This is a genomic window from Nocardioides sp. CCNWLW239, assembly GCF_037137035.1.
Lineage (GTDB): Bacteria > Actinomycetota > Actinomycetes > Propionibacteriales > Nocardioidaceae > Nocardioides.
This window is the reverse complement of record NZ_JBBBNW010000001.1, coordinates 1,214,153-1,234,912: the sequence shown is the minus strand read 5'-3', so window position 1 is coordinate 1,234,912 and position 20,760 is coordinate 1,214,153. Positions and strand designations below refer to the sequence as shown.

At 69.3% G+C, this 20,760-nt stretch carries 21 protein-coding genes and 3 tRNA genes; 16 read left to right on the top strand and 8 right to left on the bottom strand.

The annotated features are described in order from the left end of the window. Window positions 1-179: 179 nt before the first annotated feature. The 3 genes from WBG06_RS05915 to WBG06_RS05905 all read left to right on the top strand — a co-directional run bounded on the left by WBG06_RS05915 (window position 180) and on the right by WBG06_RS05905 (window position 3,817). Window positions 180-902, top strand: coding sequence for a TetR/AcrR family transcriptional regulator (locus WBG06_RS05915; protein WP_336735608.1), 723 nt, complete (start codon window positions 180-182; stop codon window positions 900-902). A gap of 158 nt (window positions 903-1,060) precedes the next feature. Next, window positions 1,061-2,335: a hypothetical protein gene (locus WBG06_RS05910; protein ID WP_336735607.1), complete on the top strand. Its 1,275-nt coding sequence runs from the start codon at window positions 1,061-1,063 to the stop codon at window positions 2,333-2,335. Between the two features lie 111 nt (window positions 2,336-2,446). After that, the gene (locus WBG06_RS05905) at window positions 2,447-3,817 is read left to right on the top strand and encodes a cytochrome P450 (RefSeq protein WP_336735606.1); all 1,371 of its coding nucleotides are present in this window, start codon (window positions 2,447-2,449) and stop codon (window positions 3,815-3,817) included. Between the two features lie 126 nt (window positions 3,818-3,943). On the opposite strand, the gene WBG06_RS05900 is transcribed toward WBG06_RS05905, so the two are convergent. Beyond that, complete coding sequence (locus tag WBG06_RS05900) at window positions 3,944-4,897, bottom strand: helix-turn-helix transcriptional regulator (RefSeq protein WP_336735605.1); 954 nt, start codon at window positions 4,895-4,897, stop codon at window positions 3,944-3,946. Between the two features lie 150 nt (window positions 4,898-5,047). Between WBG06_RS05900 and WBG06_RS05895 the strand changes: the two genes are divergently transcribed. Genes WBG06_RS05895 through WBG06_RS05885 form a run of 3 tightly spaced genes read left to right on the top strand, consistent with a single transcriptional unit; the run spans window position 5,048 to window position 6,589 of the window. Further along, window positions 5,048-5,683 carry a histidine phosphatase family protein gene (locus WBG06_RS05895; RefSeq protein ID WP_336735604.1) on the top strand — a complete coding sequence of 212 codons (636 nt, stop codon included), beginning with the start codon at window positions 5,048-5,050 and terminating at the stop codon, window positions 5,681-5,683. Continuing rightward, entirely contained in the window at window positions 5,680-6,009 is a 330-nt protein-coding gene (locus WBG06_RS05890) for a YnfA family protein (protein ID WP_336735603.1), read from the top strand. The genes WBG06_RS05895 and WBG06_RS05890 overlap by 4 nt, the downstream gene beginning before the upstream one ends. A 10-nt stretch (window positions 6,010-6,019) precedes the next feature. Further along, complete coding sequence (locus WBG06_RS05885; RefSeq protein WP_336735602.1) at window positions 6,020-6,589, top strand: NUDIX hydrolase; 570 nt, start codon at window positions 6,020-6,022, stop codon at window positions 6,587-6,589. Window positions 6,590-6,857: 268 nt separating this feature from the next. On the opposite strand, the gene WBG06_RS05880 is transcribed toward WBG06_RS05885, so the two are convergent. From WBG06_RS05880 to mobA, 4 genes are all read right to left on the bottom strand, one after another. After that, window positions 6,858-7,073, bottom strand: coding sequence for a hypothetical protein (locus WBG06_RS05880; protein WP_336735601.1), 216 nt, complete (start codon window positions 7,071-7,073; stop codon window positions 6,858-6,860). Window positions 7,074-7,216: 143 nt separating this feature from the next. After that, window positions 7,217-7,810, bottom strand: a complete 594-nt coding sequence (locus WBG06_RS05875) for a bacterial proteasome activator family protein (RefSeq protein ID WP_336735600.1) — start codon at window positions 7,808-7,810, stop codon at window positions 7,217-7,219. 14 nt (window positions 7,811-7,824) lie between these two features. Further along, on the bottom strand, window positions 7,825-8,799 hold the full coding sequence (locus tag WBG06_RS05870) for an NAD(P)H-quinone oxidoreductase (protein WP_336735599.1): 975 nt from the start codon (window positions 8,797-8,799) through the stop codon (window positions 7,825-7,827). A gap of 152 nt (window positions 8,800-8,951) precedes the next feature. Continuing rightward, the gene (gene mobA, locus WBG06_RS05865) at window positions 8,952-9,521 is read right to left on the bottom strand and encodes a molybdenum cofactor guanylyltransferase (RefSeq protein WP_336735598.1); all 570 of its coding nucleotides are present in this window, start codon (window positions 9,519-9,521) and stop codon (window positions 8,952-8,954) included. A 23-nt stretch (window positions 9,522-9,544) separates the two neighbouring features. Between mobA and WBG06_RS05860 the strand changes: the two genes are divergently transcribed. From WBG06_RS05860 to WBG06_RS05850, 3 genes are all read left to right on the top strand, one after another. Further along, window positions 9,545-10,321, top strand: a complete 777-nt coding sequence (locus tag WBG06_RS05860) for a carbon-nitrogen hydrolase family protein (RefSeq protein WP_336735597.1) — start codon at window positions 9,545-9,547, stop codon at window positions 10,319-10,321. 85 nt (window positions 10,322-10,406) lie between these two features. Then, window positions 10,407-12,152, top strand: coding sequence for a hypothetical protein (locus WBG06_RS05855; RefSeq protein ID WP_336735596.1), 1,746 nt, complete (start codon window positions 10,407-10,409; stop codon window positions 12,150-12,152). Between the two features lie 75 nt (window positions 12,153-12,227). Further along, window positions 12,228-12,315: transfer RNA gene (locus tag WBG06_RS05850), tRNA-Ser, on the top strand. A gap of 58 nt (window positions 12,316-12,373) precedes the next feature. On the opposite strand, the gene WBG06_RS05845 is transcribed toward WBG06_RS05850, so the two are convergent. Continuing rightward, a complete protein-coding gene (locus WBG06_RS05845; protein ID WP_336735594.1) occupies window positions 12,374-12,679 on the bottom strand; it encodes a hypothetical protein in 306 nt (101 codons plus the stop codon). A gap of 90 nt (window positions 12,680-12,769) precedes the next feature. Here WBG06_RS05845 and WBG06_RS05840 point away from each other — a divergent pair, with 90 nt between their 5' ends. The 3 genes from WBG06_RS05840 (at window position 12,770) to WBG06_RS05830 (ending at window position 13,749) form a co-directional block, all read left to right on the top strand. Further along, window positions 12,770-13,264, top strand: a complete 495-nt coding sequence (locus tag WBG06_RS05840; RefSeq protein ID WP_336735593.1) for a hypothetical protein — start codon at window positions 12,770-12,772, stop codon at window positions 13,262-13,264. Between the two features lie 44 nt (window positions 13,265-13,308). Then, window positions 13,309-13,402, top strand: a tRNA-Ser gene (locus WBG06_RS05835). 179 nt (window positions 13,403-13,581) lie between these two features. Further along, entirely contained in the window at window positions 13,582-13,749 is a 168-nt protein-coding gene (locus WBG06_RS05830; RefSeq protein WP_336735592.1) for a hypothetical protein, read from the top strand. 41 nt (window positions 13,750-13,790) lie between these two features. On the opposite strand, the gene WBG06_RS05825 is transcribed toward WBG06_RS05830, so the two are convergent. Then, window positions 13,791-14,837 (bottom strand): LuxR family transcriptional regulator, encoded by a 1,047-nt coding sequence (locus WBG06_RS05825; protein WP_336735591.1) that lies wholly within the window; start codon window positions 14,835-14,837, stop codon window positions 13,791-13,793. 107 nt (window positions 14,838-14,944) lie between these two features. Here WBG06_RS05825 and WBG06_RS05820 point away from each other — a divergent pair. After that, window positions 14,945-15,017 (top strand) — tRNA-Arg (locus tag WBG06_RS05820). 65 nt (window positions 15,018-15,082) lie between these two features. On the opposite strand, the gene WBG06_RS05815 is transcribed toward WBG06_RS05820, so the two are convergent. Then, window positions 15,083-15,589 carry a hypothetical protein gene (locus WBG06_RS05815; protein WP_336735590.1) on the bottom strand — a complete coding sequence of 169 codons (507 nt, stop codon included), beginning with the start codon at window positions 15,587-15,589 and terminating at the stop codon, window positions 15,083-15,085. A 381-nt stretch (window positions 15,590-15,970) separates the two neighbouring features. Between WBG06_RS05815 and WBG06_RS05810 the strand changes: the two genes are divergently transcribed. The 3 genes from WBG06_RS05810 to WBG06_RS05800 all read left to right on the top strand — a co-directional run bounded on the left by WBG06_RS05810 (window position 15,971) and on the right by WBG06_RS05800 (window position 20,646). Continuing rightward, the gene (locus WBG06_RS05810) at window positions 15,971-17,617 is read left to right on the top strand and encodes an RNA polymerase sigma factor (RefSeq protein ID WP_336735588.1); all 1,647 of its coding nucleotides are present in this window, start codon (window positions 15,971-15,973) and stop codon (window positions 17,615-17,617) included. A gap of 138 nt (window positions 17,618-17,755) precedes the next feature. Continuing rightward, complete coding sequence (locus tag WBG06_RS05805; protein WP_336735586.1) at window positions 17,756-19,096, top strand: O-antigen ligase family protein; 1,341 nt, start codon at window positions 17,756-17,758, stop codon at window positions 19,094-19,096. Between the two features lie 41 nt (window positions 19,097-19,137). Then, window positions 19,138-20,646, top strand: a complete 1,509-nt coding sequence (locus WBG06_RS05800; RefSeq protein ID WP_336735585.1) for a lipopolysaccharide biosynthesis protein — start codon at window positions 19,138-19,140, stop codon at window positions 20,644-20,646. Window positions 20,647-20,760 lie beyond the last annotated feature (114 nt).

The window sequence follows — 20,760 nt, the reverse complement described above, 5'->3', positions numbered from 1 at the left end:
GCAGATGGTCGATTTGCGGTCACACTGGACTGGATGCCGTCGGCATTCATTTCCCGGGAGGTTGCTGTGCCATACCGTTTGTTGCCAGCGAGATCAACCCCCCAATGGGACTTTCGGCTCTATTCTCTAGGGGAAGAAGACTCTTTCGAATCTTCCCCGAAACTCGGGAGGGCGCTTAGATGACGTACATGACAACTAGGCGTTCTCGGCCCGGCCGGCCCAGGCATGTGCCCGACTCGGGCACCGCCTCACCACGCGAGCAGATCCTCGAAGCCGCCGCGAAACTCTTCGTCTCCCAAGGCTTTGCAGCGACCTCCACCCGCGAGATAGCCGACCATGTCGGCATCCGTCAGGCTTCTCTCTATTACCACTTCGCCGGCAAGGACGAGATCCTCGTCGAGCTGCTCCGGACCACGGTCCGTCCGACGACGGACAAGGTCGAGAAGATCCTCAACCAAGTGCCGCCGCTGAACTACGAGACAGCTCTTTATCTGCTTGTTCTCGTCGACGTACGCACGCTTGCGGACGTGCCGCACAACGTCGGCATGCTCTATCTGCTGCCGGATGTGACCAAAGAAGAGGTCTACGTCGACTTTCGCAAGGAGCACGACACGCTGGTGACCGCCTACACCGATCTGGCCAGCAAGGTGGCCACGGAGCAGGTGTTGTTGGGGGTCGGCCTGAAGCAGCTGGGAAACATGCTCATCCAGCAGGTCGAAGGCGTCATCAACATGCGCACCGAGGACCCGGTCCGGCGGATCTCGTGCCCGGAAGCGTGGGCCATCGCGGCCTCGTGCCTGCGGATCTGCGGTGTCAGCGAAGAGAAGATCAGTGCTGCGAACGAGATCGCCGTGGAGATGCTCGACGATTTCCGAGAGGACAACATCCGCGAGGTCGCGTGACGTGTTCCGACCAGTCTGACAACACGGTAAATGGTGGGCACGGGCGGCGCGTGTGAGTTGCCCCGATGAGGCGTGACCGACACACTTTCCGAGCCCTTGTCCGCTTCCCCACCACGAGGACCCCCACACGTGTGCATTGACCCTTCCGGAGGCCGCTGATGGCCCGGAAGCAGACAGCCATCCTCTCCGTCACCCGCGGGGTCACGACGCTCAACGGTCTGGTGGTGGATCGTCCGTGGGGAGAGGATCCGCATCAGGCCGGCATCCGTGCCGTACGCGAACAGCTGGCCGGTCCGAGCCGCAAGCCGGTCCAGGTCGTCGCCACCGACGACGAGGCCCGGGTCCGGATGGTCGTCCATCCCGACGGGCAGGTCACCGACGTCGAGACGCTCGAGGTCTTCGGGAGCTACGCCTCGCCCGACGCGGTTCCCGGCGCGGCCTGGTTGCCTGCGGGTGCTGCCCCGGTCGTCATCCAGGCCGTCGTCGAGCCGGACGAGCCCGAGGAGCCGTACGTCCCGCCGGTCCTCGCTGTTCCGGCACCGGTCGAGCCGGCTGAGCCGGAGCCGGTGCCCGAACCCGAGCCGCTGTCCGAGCCTGAGCCGCTGTCCGAGCCTGAGCCGGTGCCCGAGCCTGAGCCGGTGCCCGAGCCTGAGCCCGAGCAGGCGCCCCCGCCCGCGCCGATGCCAGAGCCAGAACGTGAGCCAGAGCCCGAGCCAGTGCCCGAACCAGAGCCCGAACCAACGGCCGTCGTCCAGCCCGTGGCCGATCCCGTCGCTGAGCCCGTCACCGAGCCGGCCGCCGAGCGATCGGCCGGGCCGCTGGTGCCGTTGCACCACATGGAACCGGGCCCGTACCGGCGTTCCCGGATGACCCGTCGAGGTCGGATCGTGCTGGTCGTCCTCGTCGTACTGCTGCTGATCCTGGCCTACGAGGTCGTACGCGGCGTCGTGACCGACTCCGATGCGGACTCAGGCAACCAGAAGGAGCCGCAGAGCCGGCAGTCGGCGCCGAGCGCGGGGGCCAGCGACGAGATCATCGAGCCACCGTCCGAGGCGACCTCGCCGAGCTCGCCGCCGTCCTCGGTCCCGGTCGATCCGACCCCGACCCCGACTCCGACCAAGAAGCCGACCAAGAAGCCGGCGCCGGCACCGACCAGGACGCTGTCCGTGAAGGCGATCGCGATGACCGAGGCCATCGGCCTGCGGATCGACACCAGCAGGCTCCCGGTGACCGCCACGATCGCGATGGATCCGTGGGGCGCGCCGGAGCGGTTCACGCGTACGGTCACGATCACCGAGCCCAACCAGCTCGTCGTGGTCAAGCCGGTCGCCTCGGGGCACGCGGAGTGGAGTGTCCGGGTCGAGGGCGCGAAGAAGGTCACCGGCTACACGCACTCCTGGCCCAAGGGCGATCGCGAGTTCGTACGGCGCTGACCGGTCCGGACCTGGCCAGCCCGGGTCGAATTGCTACCACGGTCGGATGTGGGGCCTCCGCGCCCGGCGTACGCTGCACAAGAACGTGTTCCTGCGCCTCGGAGGTTTCGCATGTCGCTCAAGATCACGCCGCCGGTCGGCACCCCCAAGATCGCCGGCCGGACTCTCCACACGGTGGAGCGCACGGCCAAGCAGGGCGTGCGGTGGGCGCTGGGGCACGGGTTGCCGCGTACGGTCATCACGCGGTCCGCGAAGAAGGGTGACCTCCAGGGCGACCTGATCCTCAGCGGACCGGGGTCGCACACCTTCGACCTCGTGGACCTCTTCGAGGAGGTGCGCGCTCGGGGACCGCTCTATCGCGGTGCGTTCAGCCAGGTCGCGACCGACCAGGCGGTCATCCGCGAGGTGCTGACCAGCCCCGACTTCATCACCGGGTTCTTCGCGCCCGACGCAGGCGGCGGATGGATGGCGAAGGCCGGCACCTGGGCCGCCAGCGACGTCTTCAACCCGATCCAGCCGCCGTCGCTGCTCGCCACCGAGCCACCGGCCCACACCCGCTACCGCAAGCTCGTCACCCGCGTGTTCACGGTCAAGGCCGTGGAGAGGCTGCGGGGGCGCACCGAGGAGATCGCCCGCGAGCTCCTCGACGACCTGGAGAGGTCGGGGTCGTCCGAGGTCGACCTGGTCACGCGTTACTGCGGCCTGCTGCCGATCACCGTCATCTCCGAGGTGCTCGGGGTGCCGGTCGAGCTCCGCGAGCGCATGCTCGAGATGGGCAAGGGTGCCGCGCTGAGCCTCGACATCGGGCTCGACTGGGGCACCTTCCGCGGGATGGAGGCGGCGCTGGAGGAGTTCGACACCTGGCTGCGCGGACACCTCGCCCACATCGCCGCCCACCCCGGGGATGACCTGCTGAGCCAGCTCGTCGCAGTGCGTGAGGACGGCGACCGGCTCAGCGAGCCCGAGCTGCGCGCGATCGCCGGGCTGGTCTTCGCCGCCGGCTTCGAGACCACCGTGAACCTCCTCGGCAACGGGATCGCGCTGCTCCACGACCACCCCGATCAGCTCGACATCCTGCGCAGGCGCCCCGAGCTGTGGTCGAACGCCGCCGACGAGGTGCTCCGGCTCGACCCGCCCGTGCTGCTGACCGGCCGCGTCGCGCGTCGGGACTCGGTGATCGCGGGCCAGTCGATCCCGCGCGGCACGATCATCAACACCATCCTGGCCGCCGCCAACCGCGACCCGGCGGTGTTCACCGACCCGCACGTGTTCGACGTGACCAGGGAGAACGCTCGCGACCACATCTCCTTCTCCAGCGGCCGCCACTTCTGCCTCGGCGCCGCCCTGGCCCGGATGGAGGGCGAGATCGGCCTCCGCCTCCTCTTCGAACGCTTCCCGGACCTGAAGCTCCTCGACGGCCGCGAACGCCACCCCACCCGCATCCTCCGCGGCTACTCCCACCTCCCTGCCCGGGTGCGCTGACCCGTCGAAGCGTCAGGTACGTCGGCCGAGACGTCACTCCCGTCGGCCGAGTGGTCATGCCTGTGACCTTTCGGCCAGCGCGAGCGACGTCTCGGCCGACGCGGGTGACGTCTCGGATGGTGCGGGTCAGCGGGGCCGGGCGGCGTCGAGGAGCCGCTGGCCGAGGTCGGCGACGCAGCGGCGTACTTCCTCACCTTCGACCACGCGGAACGGGACGTCCTGGCGGGCGAGCTCCTGGGCGTACCAGCCCGGGCTGTTGGTGCTGCCGAGGAGACGGCAGCGCTCGTCGTCGACGGGCTCGAGGCGGCCCAAGACGCGCGGAAGATAGCGGTCGACCTGCGCGAACGGTGCCTCGAAGACGACCTCGACCGCATAGGCCCAGCCCTCGCCGAGGTGTTCCTCGACTTCGGTGACGGGGTCGAACTCGGGGCGTACGAAGGTCGTCTCCTCGATGTCGACCGCGCTCATCCGGTCGACCCGGAGCACTCGCCGGGCATCGGCGGTGTGGGACCAGCAGAGCAGATACCAGCGGGCGTGGCGGACGACGACCGCCCACGGGTCGACGACCATCTTGCGCTCGTTGCCGTTCTCGGTCGTGTAGGTGAGCGTGGTCCGCCGCTGGGAGTCGCAGGCCTGGACCAGGCTGGTGGTGATGTCCGGGTCAGGGGACGCGGCGCTCTGGTCGGGGACCGCCGAGATCGTACGCCGCACCGCGGCCACCGTCTGGGCGAGCGACTCCGGCAGCACCCGGCCGATCTTGCTGACCGCGCTCCCGACCGGGCCGGTGGTGTCGGCGATGTCGTGGTGACCGTCGAGCAGGGCCATCACCAGGCCGAGTGCCTCCGCGGTGGTGAAGATCAACGGCGTACGCACGCCACGGCCGAGGCGGTAGCCGCCATAGGGCCCCCGTTCGGACTCCACCGGGATGCCCGCCTCCCGCAGGATCGCGATGTAACGGCGGGCGGCGCGCTCGGTGACCCGCAGCCGCTCGCCCAGCCGCTCGGCGGTGATCCCGGGCGCCGACTGCAGCAGCTCGAGAGTGAGCAGCGCCCGGGCGGTCGGGCTCTCGTCATGTGGCATCGCGGCGGCTCCAGGAAGTGGTTCGTCCGGATTCAGCCTAGTCCGTCACGTCTCCGCATCGAGCGCGGTTGTTCGTGCCCGGCGCGAGTGACTTCTCGACCGACGTAACTGACGCCTCGGCGGGGGGTGGTCCCGTACCCTTACCGGCATATGAGACTTCTGCTGATCAGACACGGCCAGACCCCGAGCAACGTCTCGGGGGCGCTCGACACTGCCTTCCCCGGGGCGGGGTTGACCGAGCTCGGACTGTCTCAGGCCGCGGCGGTGCCTGAGGCGCTGGTGGGGGAGCAGATCGCGGGCCTGTATGCGTCCCGGCTGCTCCGTACGCAGCTGACCGCTCAGCCGCTCGCCGCCCGTCTCGGGTTGCCGGTCGTGGTGCAGGAGGGGTTCGAGGAGATCAGCGCCGGTGACCTGGAGATGGCCACCGACAAGGATTCGGTGACGGCCTACCTCGAGGCGCTCGCCGACTGGATCGCCGGCACCCTGGAGACTCCGGTCCCGGGCGGCGAGGCGGGCCACGAGTTCCTGGCGCGCTACGACGCCGCGATCCAGGCCGTGGCCAAGCAGCACGAGCCCGACGACACCGTTGCGATCGTCTCGCACGGCGCCGCGATCCGGATGTGGACCGGGCTGCGCACGACCCAGTCGCCCGCGTTCGGCGACGACAACCGGATCCGCAACACCGGTCTCGCGATCGTCGAGGGCAGCCCCGAGGAGGGCTGGACGACGGTCTCCTGGAACAACGACCCGCTGGGCGGCGCCCACCTGATCGGCGAGGGCTTTTGATCCTCCGCTCGCTCCTGCTCTTCGCGCTGGCCGCGGTCGCCGAGATCGGTGGGGCCTGGCTGGTCTGGCAGGGCCTGCGGGAGCACCGCGGCTGGCTCTGGGTCGGCGCCGGGTTCATCGCGCTCGGCCTCTACGGCGTCGTCGCCACGCTGCAGCCCGACGCTCACTTCGGACGGATCCTGGCGGCGTACGGCGGGGTCTTCGTCGTCGGCTCGATCGCCTGGGGGATGGCGATGGACGGCTACCGGCCGGACCGCTGGGACATCGCCGGCGCAGCGCTGTGCCTGGCCGGGATGGGCGTGATCATGTACGCACCGCGTGCGTGAGGATGGGGCCATGAGCTCCGATGACGACTCGCCACGCACCTTCGTCCCCGTCGCACCCGACGAGCGGCCGCGCCGTAGCCGCAGCACCGCCCGCGTGCTCCTGATCGACGACCGCGACCGGATCCTGCTCTTTGCCGACTCCGACCCGGGGGTCCCGGGACTGCGATGGTGGATCACGCCGGGCGGCGGCATCGACGACGGCGAGAGCGAGCTGGTCGCGGCGGTGCGCGAGCTCGAGGAGGAGACCGGACTCCGGATCACCGAGGCCGACCTGGTCGGACCGACGATGCGGCGGACCGTGGTGCACGGCTACAGCGACGTCGTCATCGACCAGCAGGACGTCTTCTACGCGTGCTGGGTGCCGGCCTTCGAGGTCTCCACGATCGGCCACACCGAGGAGGAGCAGCTCACCATGGCCGGACACCGCTGGTGGACGCGCGCGGAGCTCGCGTCGACCGACGAGGAGATCTGGCCGGCGGTGCTCCTCGACCTGTGGAAGGACGCCGACGTACGCCGCGAGTCCGCGCCCTCGGAGCCGGCCGACGGTGGCTGGGTGGAGGAGTCGACGGTCCCAGCCTGAGGACCGCCCCCAGAATGCGCCGCAGCCGACCATCCCCCCATGGATGGTCGGCTGCGGGTGTGCGAGATCTGGTCGATATCCCCCGGTATTGACGAGATCTCTTGGGTGGTGTCGTCTCGAGCGCGAATCCCCCGATCGGGCTCGTGCGACGACACTCAGCTCGTGAAGCGGCTCATCTGGCCCGCCCGGTGCTTTCGCTTCGGACGGCCCAGGTCGTCGAGCCACAGCATCAGGTTGTTGATGACAGGTCGAAGATGGCGGCGCATGGTCAGCGGACGATGCCGAGCGTGACGATGCCGGCCGCGGCCACGGCGGCGACGCCGAACATCGTGGTGCCGACGGCAGGCGGCATCCCGCCGCGGTGCTTGTGCTCGGAAGGCTCGCTCTTGCGGATGCTGCGGACGGCGTCGAGGACGTTGTTGCGGATCGACTCGACGGCGGTCAGGTCACTGCGGTGACGTGCGGTGATCGTGGTGGTAGCCATGGTTCTTCCTCTTCTCGGCGGACGCGCTGGTCACCGGTTGCCCGGCGGCCTTCACGTGAGAGGAACGGGGCCATGACACGGTCATGACGCGACTTTTCACCACTTTGTGGTTACGCAATATCCACAAAAGAGAAACAAACGGCTCAGAGGTAGAGGCCGCCCGAAGAATCGCCGTGGTCGTTCTGGGCGCCCGGCTGCTGGGGCCCGCCCTGGCCGTGGGCGCCGTGGCCCTCGGGGGAGAGGCTGACACCCGGCGGCAGACCCTTGCGGATCTGCTCGAACTGCGCACGCGCGGCGACCTGCTGGGCATAGATGGCGGTCTGGATGCCGTGGAAGAGGCCCTCGAGCCAGCCGACCAGCTGCGCCTGCGCGATCCGGAGCTCTCCCTCGGACGGCGTCTGCTGCTCGGTGAACGGCAGCGAGAGACGCTCCAGCTCCTCGACCAGTTCGGGCGCGAGCCCGGACTCGAGCTCCTTTATCGACGCCTGGTGGATCTCGCGGAGTCGGTTGCGGGAGGCCTCGTCGAGCGGGGCAGCCTTCACCTCCTCGAGCAGCTGGCGGATCATCGACCCGATCCGCATCACCTTCGCGGGTTGCTCCACGAGGTCGGTCACGTCGCGCTCTTCGTCCTCGGGGGCTTCCTGCGTGGTGGCGCCCTTGAGTACGTCGGCGGGCACCGAGATCGGCTGCCCGTCGGGTCCGATGACCACGACTTCCCCGGTCTGCTCCTGCGTCATGTGCTCAACCCTACCTAGGGTCCGGTGGTCAGCAGGATCTTGCCGGTGTGCGTGCCGGACTCCATCAGCCGGTGTGCCTCGGCGGCCTCCTCGAGCGGGAGTACGTCCTGCACGACCGCCTTCACCTCGCCGGTCTCGATCATCGGCCAGATCCGCTCGACGACCTCGGCGCAGATCGTCGCCTTCTGCTCGACCGGGCGACCGCGGAGATTGGTCGCGATCACCGCGGCCCGCTTGCGGAGGAGGGAGTTGATGTCGAGCTCGGCCTTGGTGCCGCCCTGCATGCCGATGATGACCAGCCGGCCCTCGGGGTTGAGAGCGTCGATGTTGCGGGCGAGGTATTTCGCGCCCATGTTGTCGAGGATGACGTCGGCGCCGCCGTAGACCTTGGCGACCTCGACGAAGTCCTGGTCCTTGTAGTTGATGACCGCCTCGGCGCCGAGCTCCTTTGCCAGCTCTGCCTTCTCGGGCGATCCGACCGTGGTGATCACCCGGGCGCCGATCTGGCTGGCCAGCTGGATGGCCATCGTGCCGATCCCGCCGGCACCGCCGTGGACCAGGAAGGTCTCGTCGGGGGTCAGCCCGCCGACCATGAACACGTTGGACCACACGGTGGTGGTGACCTCGGGGAGCGCCGCGGCGGTGACCAGGTCGACGCCCTCGGGCACCGGCATCACCTGGCCGGCCGGGACGGCCACCTTCGTCGCATAGCCGCCACCGGCCAGGAGCGCGCACACCTCGTGGCCCACCTGCCACTCGTCGACGCCCTCGCCGACCGCGGAGATCACGCCGCTGCACTCTATCCCGATGATGTCGCTCGCACCCTTCGGCGGCGGGTAGAAACCCTGCCGCTGCAGCAGGTCCGCTCGGTTGAGCCCCGCGGCGGCGACGTCGATCACGACCTCGCCAGGTGCCGGCTCCGGGTCGGGGCGGTCGGTGACGGTGAGGACCTCGGGCCCTCCGGGCTGCTCGGCTACGACGGCTCGCATGCCTCCACATTAGGGGGCTGGTGGGGTGGTGGGTGGGGGCCGTGTCGACGTGTAACACGTCGTTCGTAGTTCTATCCGGTCGTTTCTGACGGCCGGATAGAAGGTGTAACAGCGTGTTACAGCTCCAGCGCCCGGCGCCGCACCGGTTCCCCTCAGAGCGACTTCAGGTCGGTCCAGGTGTCGATGTCGCGGTGCTCGTCGCCCTCCGAGGGGACCTCGACGAGGTCCAGGTCGGCCAGCAGCTTGCGCAGCGGCATCCCGTGCTGTCCCTCGTGGTCTGGGCGGACCTCGGTGAGCCGCTCGGTGGACAGCACCATCGCCAGCTGCCGGCGCCCGTCGGGGCCGACGAGCACGGCACCGTCGCGACCGAACGCCGCCTCCCGGAGACGCGACAGCGTACGCGGACGCAGGAACGGCATGTCGACGGCGACCGCTCCGACGTACGCCCGGGGGGTCAGGAGCGCGTCCACGCCGGTCAGGAGGGCGGCGACCGGGCCGCCGAAGCGGGGATCCTCGCGGACGAACGTCACCGGACGATCGGTGCGCACCGGGTCACCCACGACGACGACCTCCGTCGCGTCGACCACGGCATCGAGCGTCCAGGCCAGCATCGTGCGGCCGCCGAGCTCGATCCCGGACTTGTCGATCCCGTCGAGCCGGGAGCTGCGTCCTCCGGCGAGCAGCACGGCTGCGTACGGCTCCCATTCGTCCCAGCGAGTCACACCGGGGACTCTAGTCTGGACGTGTGACCACCTGGAACAGCCTCCGCATCAGCCTCGTCCAGCAGGCGTCGGGCCTCGAGCCGGCCGCCAACCGGGAGCTCCTGGCCGAGCTGATGCCTGGGGACAGCGACCTGGTCGTCTTCCCGGAGGTCTTCGCCAGGGACTTCGGCAAGCCGGGGTCCGACCTGAGCCCGTACGCCGAGGACCAGGACGGGCCTTTCGGGACTGAGCTGTCCCGGGTGGCCGAAGAGCGCGGGGCGACGGTGGTGGCCGGGATGCTCGAGACCAGCGGTGATCCCGACGGCCGACCGTTCAACACCTTGCTCGTGCGGGGTGGGGCAGAGGCGGCGTACCGAAAGATCCATCTCTACGACTCCTTCGGCTACAAGGAGTCAGACGCGCTGGTCGCGGGCGCGGTCGAGCCGGTCGTGGTCGATATCGGCGGCGTCCCGACGGGGCTGATGACCTGCTACGACCTGCGCTTCCCGGAGCTCGCGCGGAGCCTGGTCGACCAGGGCGCCGAGCTGATCGTGCTCCCGGCGGCCTGGGTGGCCGGCCCGCGCAAGGTCGACCACTGGCGCACGCTCGTGCGTGCGCGCGCGATCGAGAACACCGTCTTCATCGCGGCCGCCGCCCAGTCGGCGCCTCGCTACTGCGGTCACTCGATGGTCGTCGACCCGTTGGGGGACGTGCTGGTCGAGGCCGGAGAGGGTGACGAGATCGTCTCCGCGACGATCGATCGGGCCGTTCTCGAGGAGGCCCGTCGGACCAATCCCTCCCTGGTCAACCGCAGAATGTGACCTTGGTCAACAAGTCCCCGTCACAGCGGTAAACGGATATCGATGACTCGTTAGGTTCACCTCGTCCCCGGTATCCTCGCCTGTTATGGACCGAGCCCCCCGTCGTCGCGCTGACAAGAGCAAGCGTGGCCGTCGTGCAGCCGGTCGCGGTGAGCCCACACCGGCCTACGTCGAGCCGACCTCGAGCGAGGCGCTGGCGTATGACCAGTGGGCGCAGGGCGAGTGGCCCCCCGGTTATCCGGACGCCAGCCAGGAGACCGCCCAGCCCTTCGGCGGGCAGAACAACGGTCAGGGCTGGAACGACGCCGGCTGGACCGACACCGGTTGGAACGCCGATGGGTGGTACGACGAGCGTCAGCCGCCTTCCCACGATGCACCGCCCACGGGTGGTGGCCGCCGGATCGCCGGGCGTGCTGAGCCGGAGCAGTTCGACGAGCCGAACGGTTACACCGGCAAGCGCGCCGCACGAACGGCACCGGAGGAAGCGCCCTACGGCGGCTTCCCGGCGCCGGGTTACCGCACGGAGCCCGAACCGGCGCTGAGCGGGCCGACCGCGCCGCCGCCGAGCGCGCGGCAGATGCCGGCCTACTCCACGACGGGGACCTATGTCGGGCTGACCGATATGACGCAGGCGACGCAGACCCCGCCTCACCTTCCGCAGCAGCCCGTCTACCAGGCCGACCCCTATCAGTCCGGCCACCTCGAACCGGTTCACGACCCGGCCGCGGCCTACGGGCCGGAGACGCCCAGCCGTCCGGCGGGTGCCGCGAAGGTGACCTCGTTTCTCGCTCAGCCGCGAGTCCCCGGCGCCGGCGCCGCCCGCGCGGGACTCGGCATCATCGAGAGCCTGACGGCCGGCACCATCCGTCTGATCTGGCTGGCCGCGCTGGCCGTCGGCCTGCTCGGTCTCGCCATCAGCGCCTTCGACCTGGGGCCGGAGATCTTCGGGGGCCTCGGTGCCGCTGTCGTCGGCACCACCTACACCTTCGCGCTGGCTCACCGCACCGGTGGCCGGCCGCTGATCTTCGGCGCGCTGGCGGGGGTTGCCGGGCTCGGCGTGGTGCTCGTGGACAACGAGGCGCTGCGCACAGGGGCGGCGGTGCTGGTCGCCTCGGTGGCGGCGGTCCTCGCGGTGATGGCCACTGTGCCGTCGCGTCGGTTCGTGAAGACGATCCGGGAGGCGTTCATCGCCGTCGGCATCGCCGCGGTCGGCAGCTTCGCCGCGCTCGGTTTCGAACCGGTCGTGATGCTCTCCCGGTTCGAGTACGCCACGCTCGCCTGCTCGCTCGCGATCGCCTTCTTCGCGGTCTACCGTCTCGGTGCCGGGCTGCACGGCCTCGGACGCCGCGGCGCGATCGTGGTCGGCATCGGCGGCCTGATGCTCGCCCTCACCTTGATCTACGCCGAGATGCTGCGCCGTTACGGCAGCACCGGCCTGATCGACTCGATCGACGAGATCCAGCGCTGGTGCCGGATCCACCTCGGTGGCTACCCGCACCCGATCCAGGCGCTCTTCGGGGTTCCCGCGCTGGTCTGGGGCACCCACATGCGTGCTCGCCGCCGCCAGGGCTGGTGGGTCTGCCTCTTCGGCGTCACGCTCACCGCACCGGTCGCGTGCACGTTCCTCAACCCGGACATCGGGCTAGCCGAGGCTGCGCTCTCGATCGTCTACAGCATCCTCATCGGTCTGTTGATCGCCTTCGTGATCATCCGCATCGACCTTGCGCTCACCGGATCGACGCCCGCCGGCGGCGGCCGCAGGGCGGCGCGTGAGGCCGACGAGGCCAGCGCTGTCCGACCGGAGCCCGGCCGCACCCACGCGCTGCTCTGAACCCACCGGGTTCTCGTCGAGTTGAGCGCCTGAGCGTCAGGCGCACTACACTCGGCCACGCGCCCACGGGCGCATGGAGGGGTGCCGGAGTGGCCGATCGGAACCGCCTTGAAAGCGGTCGTAGGGAGACCTACCGCGGGTTCGAATCCCGCCCCCTCTGCCAGATTGAGCGCCAGCGAAAGCTGGCTGAGGGGGCGTTGGCGCGGGCGTGGCCCTGCCAGTCAGACCTCTTGCAGGTGCCGGTCCACGTCGACCATCAACCGCCGCAGCTCGAGGAGGAGATCCTCGAGGTCGGGGCGGTCGAGCACGTCGTCGGCGAGGACGGCGAGCCGGCTCAGCAGGGTGCCCCGATCACGGAGCGCGCTGACGTCGGCGAGGGCATGCCACTCCTGGCCGGTGTCGAGGACCAGCAGCGCATCGCGTACGGCCGCAAGACGCTGGCGCACCGACCAGCGCCAGAGACCGACGTTGGCCCCGGGGCGGGGAGCGGCGATGGCAGTATCCAGGGCCCGAAGAGCATCCGACATATTGGGAAGCACACCTGTCATGAGCAGATTGTGACCTAGGTCACGTAAAGGAGCAAGCCGATGCGGCTCTCCGGGCCCGTGTCGGCCACAATGGAGAGCGTGTCGTCCGCTGAGCTCACCTACTACCGTCTCGCTCCCACCGTGCAGGCCCGCCTCCTCGGCACCTCCGTGGTCGGCCTGGCGCTCCTGGTCTTCGCCGGCACCGCTGTGGTGATCGCGGCCAGGATCGACTTCGCATGGCTCTTCGTCCCGCTGGTCGTCGGCATCGCCGCGGTGATCGGGTTCGGCTGGTGGCTCCGCAACAAGGCGTACGTCCTGCGCGCCAGCGCTCAGGGCTACAAGGTCGCGTTCGTGCGGGGCGCCGGTGTGCGGGAGGCCCGGTGGGCGGACATCCAGGAGGCGGTGACCACCATGCCCGCTGGCACGCCGTGCCTGGAGCTGCGGCTCAAGAAGGGCGGCGCCACCACCATCCCGGTGACCATTCTCGCCGTCGACCGTGAGCAGTTCGTGCGCGATCTCCAGGTCCATCTGAAGGCCACCATCAAGCCGCTCGACACGACCGCCGGTCCCGGCGAAGCGTCCTGATTGTGCCCAGGCGCACAGGTGTTGCTAGCCTGTTCGCGCGGTATGGAGGCGTCGCCTAGTCCGGTCTATGGCGCTCGACTGCTAATCGAGTTTGGGGCTTAAACCCCATCGAGGGTTCAAATCCCTCCGCCTCCGCCAGTTTCCATGAGTTTGGCCCCCTTTACGAGGGGGCCAAACTTGTTTCTGACCTGCAGGTTTGCGCAGTGCGAAAGTCCGTACGCCGGAACTTGGGTTACCTGAAACCCCCCAACCTGCACAATAATCATTCCGTAGGCCTCTCGGCACCGGTTCGGCCTCGAGATCAGGAAGGGAAGAACATGAAGCTCGTACGCACTGCTGCGGCTATCGCGCTGGCCTCGGCGGCGACGGTTGCAGTCACGCTGTTCCCCGCAGGACCGGCTCAGGCAGACATCAGCTGGGGCTTCGGTGACCGTCCGTCGGACTCCGCCCAGACCGTTCAGCTGAAGGACATCTCCTGGGGCTGAGTGCCTTGTGCCGGGCCTGAGAGCCCGGCACATCGGAATATCTACGCATCGTCGAGACCAGAGCCGCTGCGACCGATTTCATAGCCGAGCTGGAATCGGGTGTCGACCTCGAACTCGTCCTTGAGGTCGGCGACATAGCCCGCGTACGTCCGCGGGCTGACGCCCAGTCGTTTGGACGCGGCAGGATCGGAATGTCCCTCGACGAGCATGCGGAGGGTCATTGACCGCTGTTCCTTGGCGATGTCCTTGAGGGTAGAGGGGTCGCCGTGGCCGAACGGCCGCCCGCGCTCCCAGGCTCGTTCGAAGACGTCTACCAGGTAGGCGACCACGGACGGTTCGCGGACGGCAACCGCGACGTCCACGCCATCCGGGCTGGGGATGATCGCGATCCGGCGGTCGAAGATCAGGATTCGATTGAAGAACTCGTCGAGTGTGCGGACCTCACCGCCCGCGGCGGTGACGGCGGTGACGTACTCCCGCGTCTCGCTGCTGCGCCGCGCGGCGTGCTGATAGAGCGTACGCATCCTGACGCCGCGCTTGATCATGGCTTGCTCCTTGGCGATCACCTCTTCCATGACCGTGCCGCCTGCTCGCCGGTTCTGCGGTTGGGCGGTGAGCGCTTCGAACTCGCACTCCGCGGCCAACGAGTCGACAAACGGCTGGATCGCGGGGCGATGCACATAGGTGAACGGGCCACGTTCGTCGTCGGGAGCCGCGCGCCGCCACGCGCTCCGCAGGGCTGTGAAGTTGTTCGCCCACTCGGCCGACTCCTGGAGCAGGCGGACGCCCTCTTGCGTCATCGGAGCGACGATCTGCGCCTGAACCGTCGCCGGGTCAACCGGCACCCAGCTCGATCCGTCGTCGCCGGTCCTGCGTACGAGCCCGAGGTCCGTCAGCACCTCCAACGCCTCGGCATACTCCCCGCCCTGGCTGATCCGTTCATCAGATGCCGGGAGCTCGCCTCGTTCCGCGATGAGCTCGAAAAGCTCGATGCCCTTGGCTTCGAGCAGTGCACGCGTCCTGGGCGTGCCTCCCTCGTCGGTCACGTTCTTCCCCTCGCCGGTCGGCGTGAATTGACGCTTGCTCACGCTCCACCTCCCCGATGCTGTGGCTGGCGCCAGATCTTCTCACACGTGGCGATTTCAGGTCACGGACCATCTTCCGCTAATCTTCTACACGTTGCTTCGGTAACACTGCGCCTGTAGCTCAACGGATAGAGCATCTGACTACGGATCAGAAGGTTTGGGGTTCGAATCCCTACAGGCGCGCAGAACACGAAGGCCCTTCACTAGGCAAGAAGCTCGGTGAAGGGCCTTCATCATGTCTGGCACGGTCAGTCGCTGATCCCACGGGAGTCCTTGCTGATCAGCCAATGGATGCCCAGTCCGAGTCCGACAAGACCCAGCCCAGCGGCGATCACAGCGCCGATGAGCACCGAAGGCAGGTTGCCGACCGGGCCGACGCGCACCGATGCGTCTTCTGCTTGGCAATCGACTGTGAAGCTTCCGCCTTCAGGCGTGGTGAACACGTGGTCAAGCATCTCGGTATCTGACGACGAGACCGTCGCGCCGGGATCGCGGATCTCGACGGGACGGCCGGCGCTGTCGTTGACCGAGCAGTATCCGCTGTAGCCCGAGTTGTCGGCGTCATTGAAGTAGATGCCCCATGTCTGGTGGCCCGGTGCGTCGACCGTGATGGGCGCGTCGGCGACCCCCACGCCGTTGTCTGCCGCGGCAAGGATGAACAGCGTGATCGGAGCGACGAAAGTGACCGCGGCGGCGAGGAGCAGCACCAGGGCGCTCCAGCCGAGCAGTTTCGAGGAGATCCGACCCTGAGCCATGACGGGACCTTGACACAGGACGCCCGTTCCTTGGGGCGACGGCCCCGCTGATCAACCAATAAGGTGAGGGACCGAGGCGACCGGGCGTCGACGCCACGCCGGATCACCCATATTTCACCCGTGGTTCACCCCGCCATCACCCTGCTTTCGTGGGGATCCCGGCCGGGTTTCGTGTGACCATCGAATCGGTTCAGAGGCGGGTGCCGCAGATCGGGCAGTGCGGGCGGATGCGCAAGCAGAAGGATGCTTGTCGTGTCCGCCGAGTGCTGTGCGGCCCCATGGGTCCGAAACCTCTGAACATCTTTCGAATCCCGATGCTGCAGAGAGTGTGTGATGTTCGACGTCAAACGATCCGATCCAGATGTGTCAGATCTTGTGCTGGTGGACCGTGTTCGTGGGGGTGACGACGCCGCGTTCGGTGGCCTGTGGGCCCGTCATCAGGATGCCGGTCTGCGCGCCGCGAGGCAGATCTCGCACCGCTTCGATCCCGAAGACCTGGTGCAGGAGGCCTTCACGCGCGTGCTGTCGGCGATCCGTGGGGGCAAGGGACCGCGTGACGCGTTCCGCCCCTACCTGTACGCCTCCATCCGCGCGGTCTCGATGAACTGGACGCGGGATCGGGCCAAGGAGCACACCCTGGAGGATCTGTCGTCGCAGGTCGACGTCGACGCCATGTTCGAGGACGTGCTGCTGGAGCAGACCGTCACCGGTCAGGCGTTCAAGAGCCTGCGCCCGGAGTGGCGCACGATCCTGTGGTACACCGCCGTCGAGGGCATGTCCGCCCGGGAAGCCGGCCCGTTGCTCGGGCTGAGCGCCAACGCGGCGGCGGCGCTCGCCTACCGCGCCCGTGAGGGACTGCGGGTCGCATGGCTGCAGGCGCACGTGAGCTCGGACGACGCCGACCCGGCGTGCGTGTGGACCGTCGACCGGATCGGTGTTTATCAGCGCAACGGTCTGCGCCGCAAGGACAAGGCCACGTTCGAGGAGCACCTCGAGAGCTGCCTCAAGTGCACGATCCTGGTGAGGGAGACCACCGACCTGGCCTCCAGTCTCAAGGCCATCCTGCTGCCGATCGTGCTCGGGTCCGGGATCGTCTCGCTCGACGCCCTGGGAGCAGTGTCGCTGGGCGGTGCCGTCGCGGGTGGCACCGTCGCGGGCGGCGCCGTCGGTTCGGGAGGTGCGGCCTCCGCCGGGTCGACCTCGGTCGGCTCGGCCGCCGCGGCCTCCGGGGCCGGAACGGCGGCCATCGGCAGCGCCGGCGCAGTGGGCGTGACGGTGGCGTCGGTGGTCACCGCCTCGCTGGTGGTCGCAGCGTCGGTCGCTGCGGGGATCGGCTGGAACCACGGTGGTACGCCGTCGCCCAGCGCGGGTCAGAGCGTGACCGTCGCGGACGTGGAGGACCGACCCGGCGGGAGTGTGAGCGGACCCGATGGCGAGCAGCGCCAGAGCGTGCCGGACGCCGTTCCCACGCCCCGGGAGATCACCGCCGCTCCGTCTCCTGCTGGTGACCAGCCGCAGCCGGACGCCGTGCTGCCCCGACCCGTCGAGAGCCAGGCTTCTCCAAGATCGCCGGTCGCGGAGTCACGGGTCGAGGAGTCGCCGGTCGAGACACCGGACGACCTCACCCCGCCGACTCCCGTCAAGGAGCCGACCCCTCCCAAGGAGCCGACCCCTGCCAAGGAGCCGACCCCGGAGGCGCCGGCCACGCCCGCTCAGCCGTTGGAGGCCACGCCTTCCGTACCTGCTGGACCTGCTCGACCTGCCGGACCTGCCGACGAGTCGGAACAGCCCGACTCGGACCGGCCATCCGGGTCCAAGCCGTCCGGGCCGGGGATCACGATCACGGTCACCCAGTCGGGCCACGCCCTGCTCACGGTCCACCTGCCCGGCCGGGGCCGTGGCAAGCACGACAGCCAGCAGCCGGGCCACCGACCTGATCACGCTAAGCCGCACGAGTCCCGGGGCCAGGGCGGCCTCGGGTCCGCGAGCTCGACGAAGGACAGGCCGGGCAACCCGAACGGGAAGTAGAGCCGCCTCGAGCGTCCGGCCGACCGGGCGAGAGCACAAGGACCGCGCCGCGCCGTCATCAACGTGCCGGAACCGTGTCTTGGGGTGTGCCCGGGTGGATCCCGCCCCGAGACCGACGAAGGACCCGACTACGTGAGCATGACGCAGAACCCTGTGCCGACCCTCTGGGCGGACGCCAGACCCGTGCCGGTGAACCGGCGCGGGCAGCAGCCGATCCTTCCGGTCTGGCCGGTCGCCGGGCTGGTCGCCGGCTTCCCGGTGGCGTGGGCGCTCGGCCTGGCCGTCGTGTTCCCGGTCGCGATGGCGCTGATCCAGCTCGCGTTCCTCATCAGGCGCGGGAGCATCCGCACCGATGTCGTGCTCGGACTGTACGCAGCGTTCGCGCTCTGGGCGCTGACCAGCGTCGTCCTGCTCGACAGCCCTGGCCAGGCGGTCGGCTACGTCCAGAAGTACTCCGAGATCGTGGTCGCCGGTGTCGCGCTGGCCTATGTGCGGGCGCTCCCCGGCCGCTCGCTGCGGCACGTCGTCGATGCCCTGGTGGTGCTCTGGGTGGCGGTCGTGCTGCTCGGCGAGCTGGCAACCTGGATTCCCGACGTACGCCTGCGGGCACCGTTCGGGGTCGTGCTCACCAGCGTGCTTCCCGGCGCGATCTCCGGGAACGAGCTGGTGCGAGACCTGCTGCTGCCGCCGATGGCGGAGGTCCAGCAGATCTGGGGAGCGAGCGCACCGTTCAACCGCCCCGCGGCACCCTTCCCGTACGCCAACAGCTGGGGCAGCGCGGTGGCGCTGCTCACCCCGGTGGTCCTGGCCCGGCTCAGCTGGTCGTCCGCGCGGACGAAGGTCCTGCTCGTCGCCGTGCTCGTGCTCTCGATCCACCCGATCCTGGCGTCGGGCAACCGGTCGATGGCTCTCGCGCTCGCAGTCTGCGGGGCGTACGTCACGATCCGGCTCATCGCCCGGGACCGGCTCCGTGCGGGTGCTCGCTTGCTCGCTCTGGGCGCCGTGGCCGGGGCCGTGCTGGTCGCCAGCGGTGCCGTGGGGTCGTTCTTCGAGCGGCAGGTGGTCAGCGGCGGGGCGAGCGCTGACACCCGCATGGCCGTATACGTGGAGACGATCGAGGCGACGCTGCGCTCACCCCTCATCGGGTGGGCGAACCCGCGCACCGACGCGACGATCGGCATCGCACTGGGCACGCAGGGGCAGATCTGGTCGGTGATGTACAGCTACGGGTTCGTCGGTCTGGCACTGTTCTGCGCGTTCCTCGTGGCTCTCGTCTGGCGTGCTCGGCGTGCCCCCGGGACGGCGGGGCTCTGGCTGCACGGCGTCCTGATCGCGGCGGTCGTGATGCTTCCCTTCTACCGGCTCGGTGTGATGCAGACGGTGGTGCTCGTGTGCGTGGGCGCGGTGCTCACCCATCCGAGGGTGCGCGAGCTGTTGCCGGGCCCTGACGGGGCGCGGCCTCGGGTTCGACAGGCATGAGTGCGGCCGGAGCGCCTCCCGGGAGGAGTCACGCCGTCGTCGTGATGGCGTCGACCATGGTCGGAGTGGTCGCGACCTTCGGTCTCTCGGCGGTCGTGGGCAACCTGCTCGGCGCCGCAGGAGCAGGAGAGTTCTTCCAGGTCACGGCAGTGTTCACCATCGTGTCGAGCATCAGCGTGCTCGGCGCTGAGACCACGATGGTCCGGATGACCTCGAGGGCGATGGCCCTCGGCAAGCAGGTCGAGCTGCGGACGATCGCGTTCGTCGGGGTGTTGCCGCCCGTGACCGTCGCGGCGCTCGCCGGTGTCGCGCTGTGGGTGTGGCCGGAGGTCGCCCAGTCGCTGGTGGCGGTCCCGGGCGAGGACGGGGTCCGGCTCGTCCGCGCCATCGGCCTGGCCCTGCCGTTCGCCGTCCTGCTCGCGGTCTGCTCGGGCGGCGTACGCGGTTTGGGCAAGCCGGTCGCGGCGACGTCGCTGCAGTCGCTCGCCCTGCCCGGGCTGCGGCTGGCCGCCGTGGTCGGGGCACTGGTGGTGACGGCCTCCACCGAGGACGCCTTCCTCGCCTGGCTCTCGCCGCTCCCGGTGCTGGGCCTGATCGCGCTGGCGCTGCTCGTCCGAGCGGTGCGCCGCCGGACCAGGTCGGTCGACGGGCCGATCGTCGGCACCGAGCCGGTGGGTTCCGTCGTCGGCGAGTTCTGGCGGTTCTCCTTGCCACGGGGAGTCTCGATCGCGGTCGAGCGGAGCCTGGACTGGGTCGACGTGCTGCTGGTCATCCAGATCGCCGGTCCCGCGGCCGGCGGGATCTACGCGATCGTCTCCCGCCTCGCCGTCGCCGGAACGGTCCTCGACACCGCCGCCCGGGTCACCTGGGGACCGCAGGTCTCCGCCGCGCTCGCGCGGGGCGAGGCGGACCGTGCCCGGCGGCTCTTCGACATGGTCACCATGCTGCTCGTGGGGCTCGGCTGGCCGGCGTACGCGACCCTCGCCGTCTTCGCGCCCACCGTGCTGGCCTTCTTCGGGCCGGAGTTCCCGGCGGGCGCGACCGCGCTGCGGGTGATGTGCGCAGCGATGATGGTCCTGCAGGCCGCCGGGATGCTCCAGACCTTCCTCCTCATGGGCGGCCGCAGCCACTGGCAGATGTCGAACCGGCTCGTGCAGCTCGCGCTGCTGATCAGCGGGTGTCTGATCCTGGTCCCACGGCTGGGCATCCTGGGCGCTGCGCTCGCGTGGTCCGCCGCGGTCGTCGTGGATGCGGTGCTGGCCACGATCCAGGTGCGGCGTATCGCCCCGATCGGATCGTCGTGGCGCAGCGCCGTCCTGGTCGGTCTCCCCGCCCTCGCCCTGTTCGGTGGCGGCGGGGCGGTCCTGGTCGCCGTCCTCGGGCAGACGCCGCTCGCGCTCGTGGCGGTCGTCGCGCTCGGGGTCCCGTACGTCGTGGTGGCCTTCTCGATCGCCCGCCGGCGTGGCCTGCTGGACCGAACCGAGCCCGTTCCGGAGGCTGCGCCGGACCCGGCTCCGGCGGCGAGAGCCACCCAGATCCGGCCCTCCTGACGGACGTGAACAGCAGCCCGATGACGCAGGACAGCTCTGTGTGAGTTACCTCACATCGCTGATTCGCCATCGAGCGTCATAGGTCTTTGGTCCCGGTGTCATGCGAATCGCAAG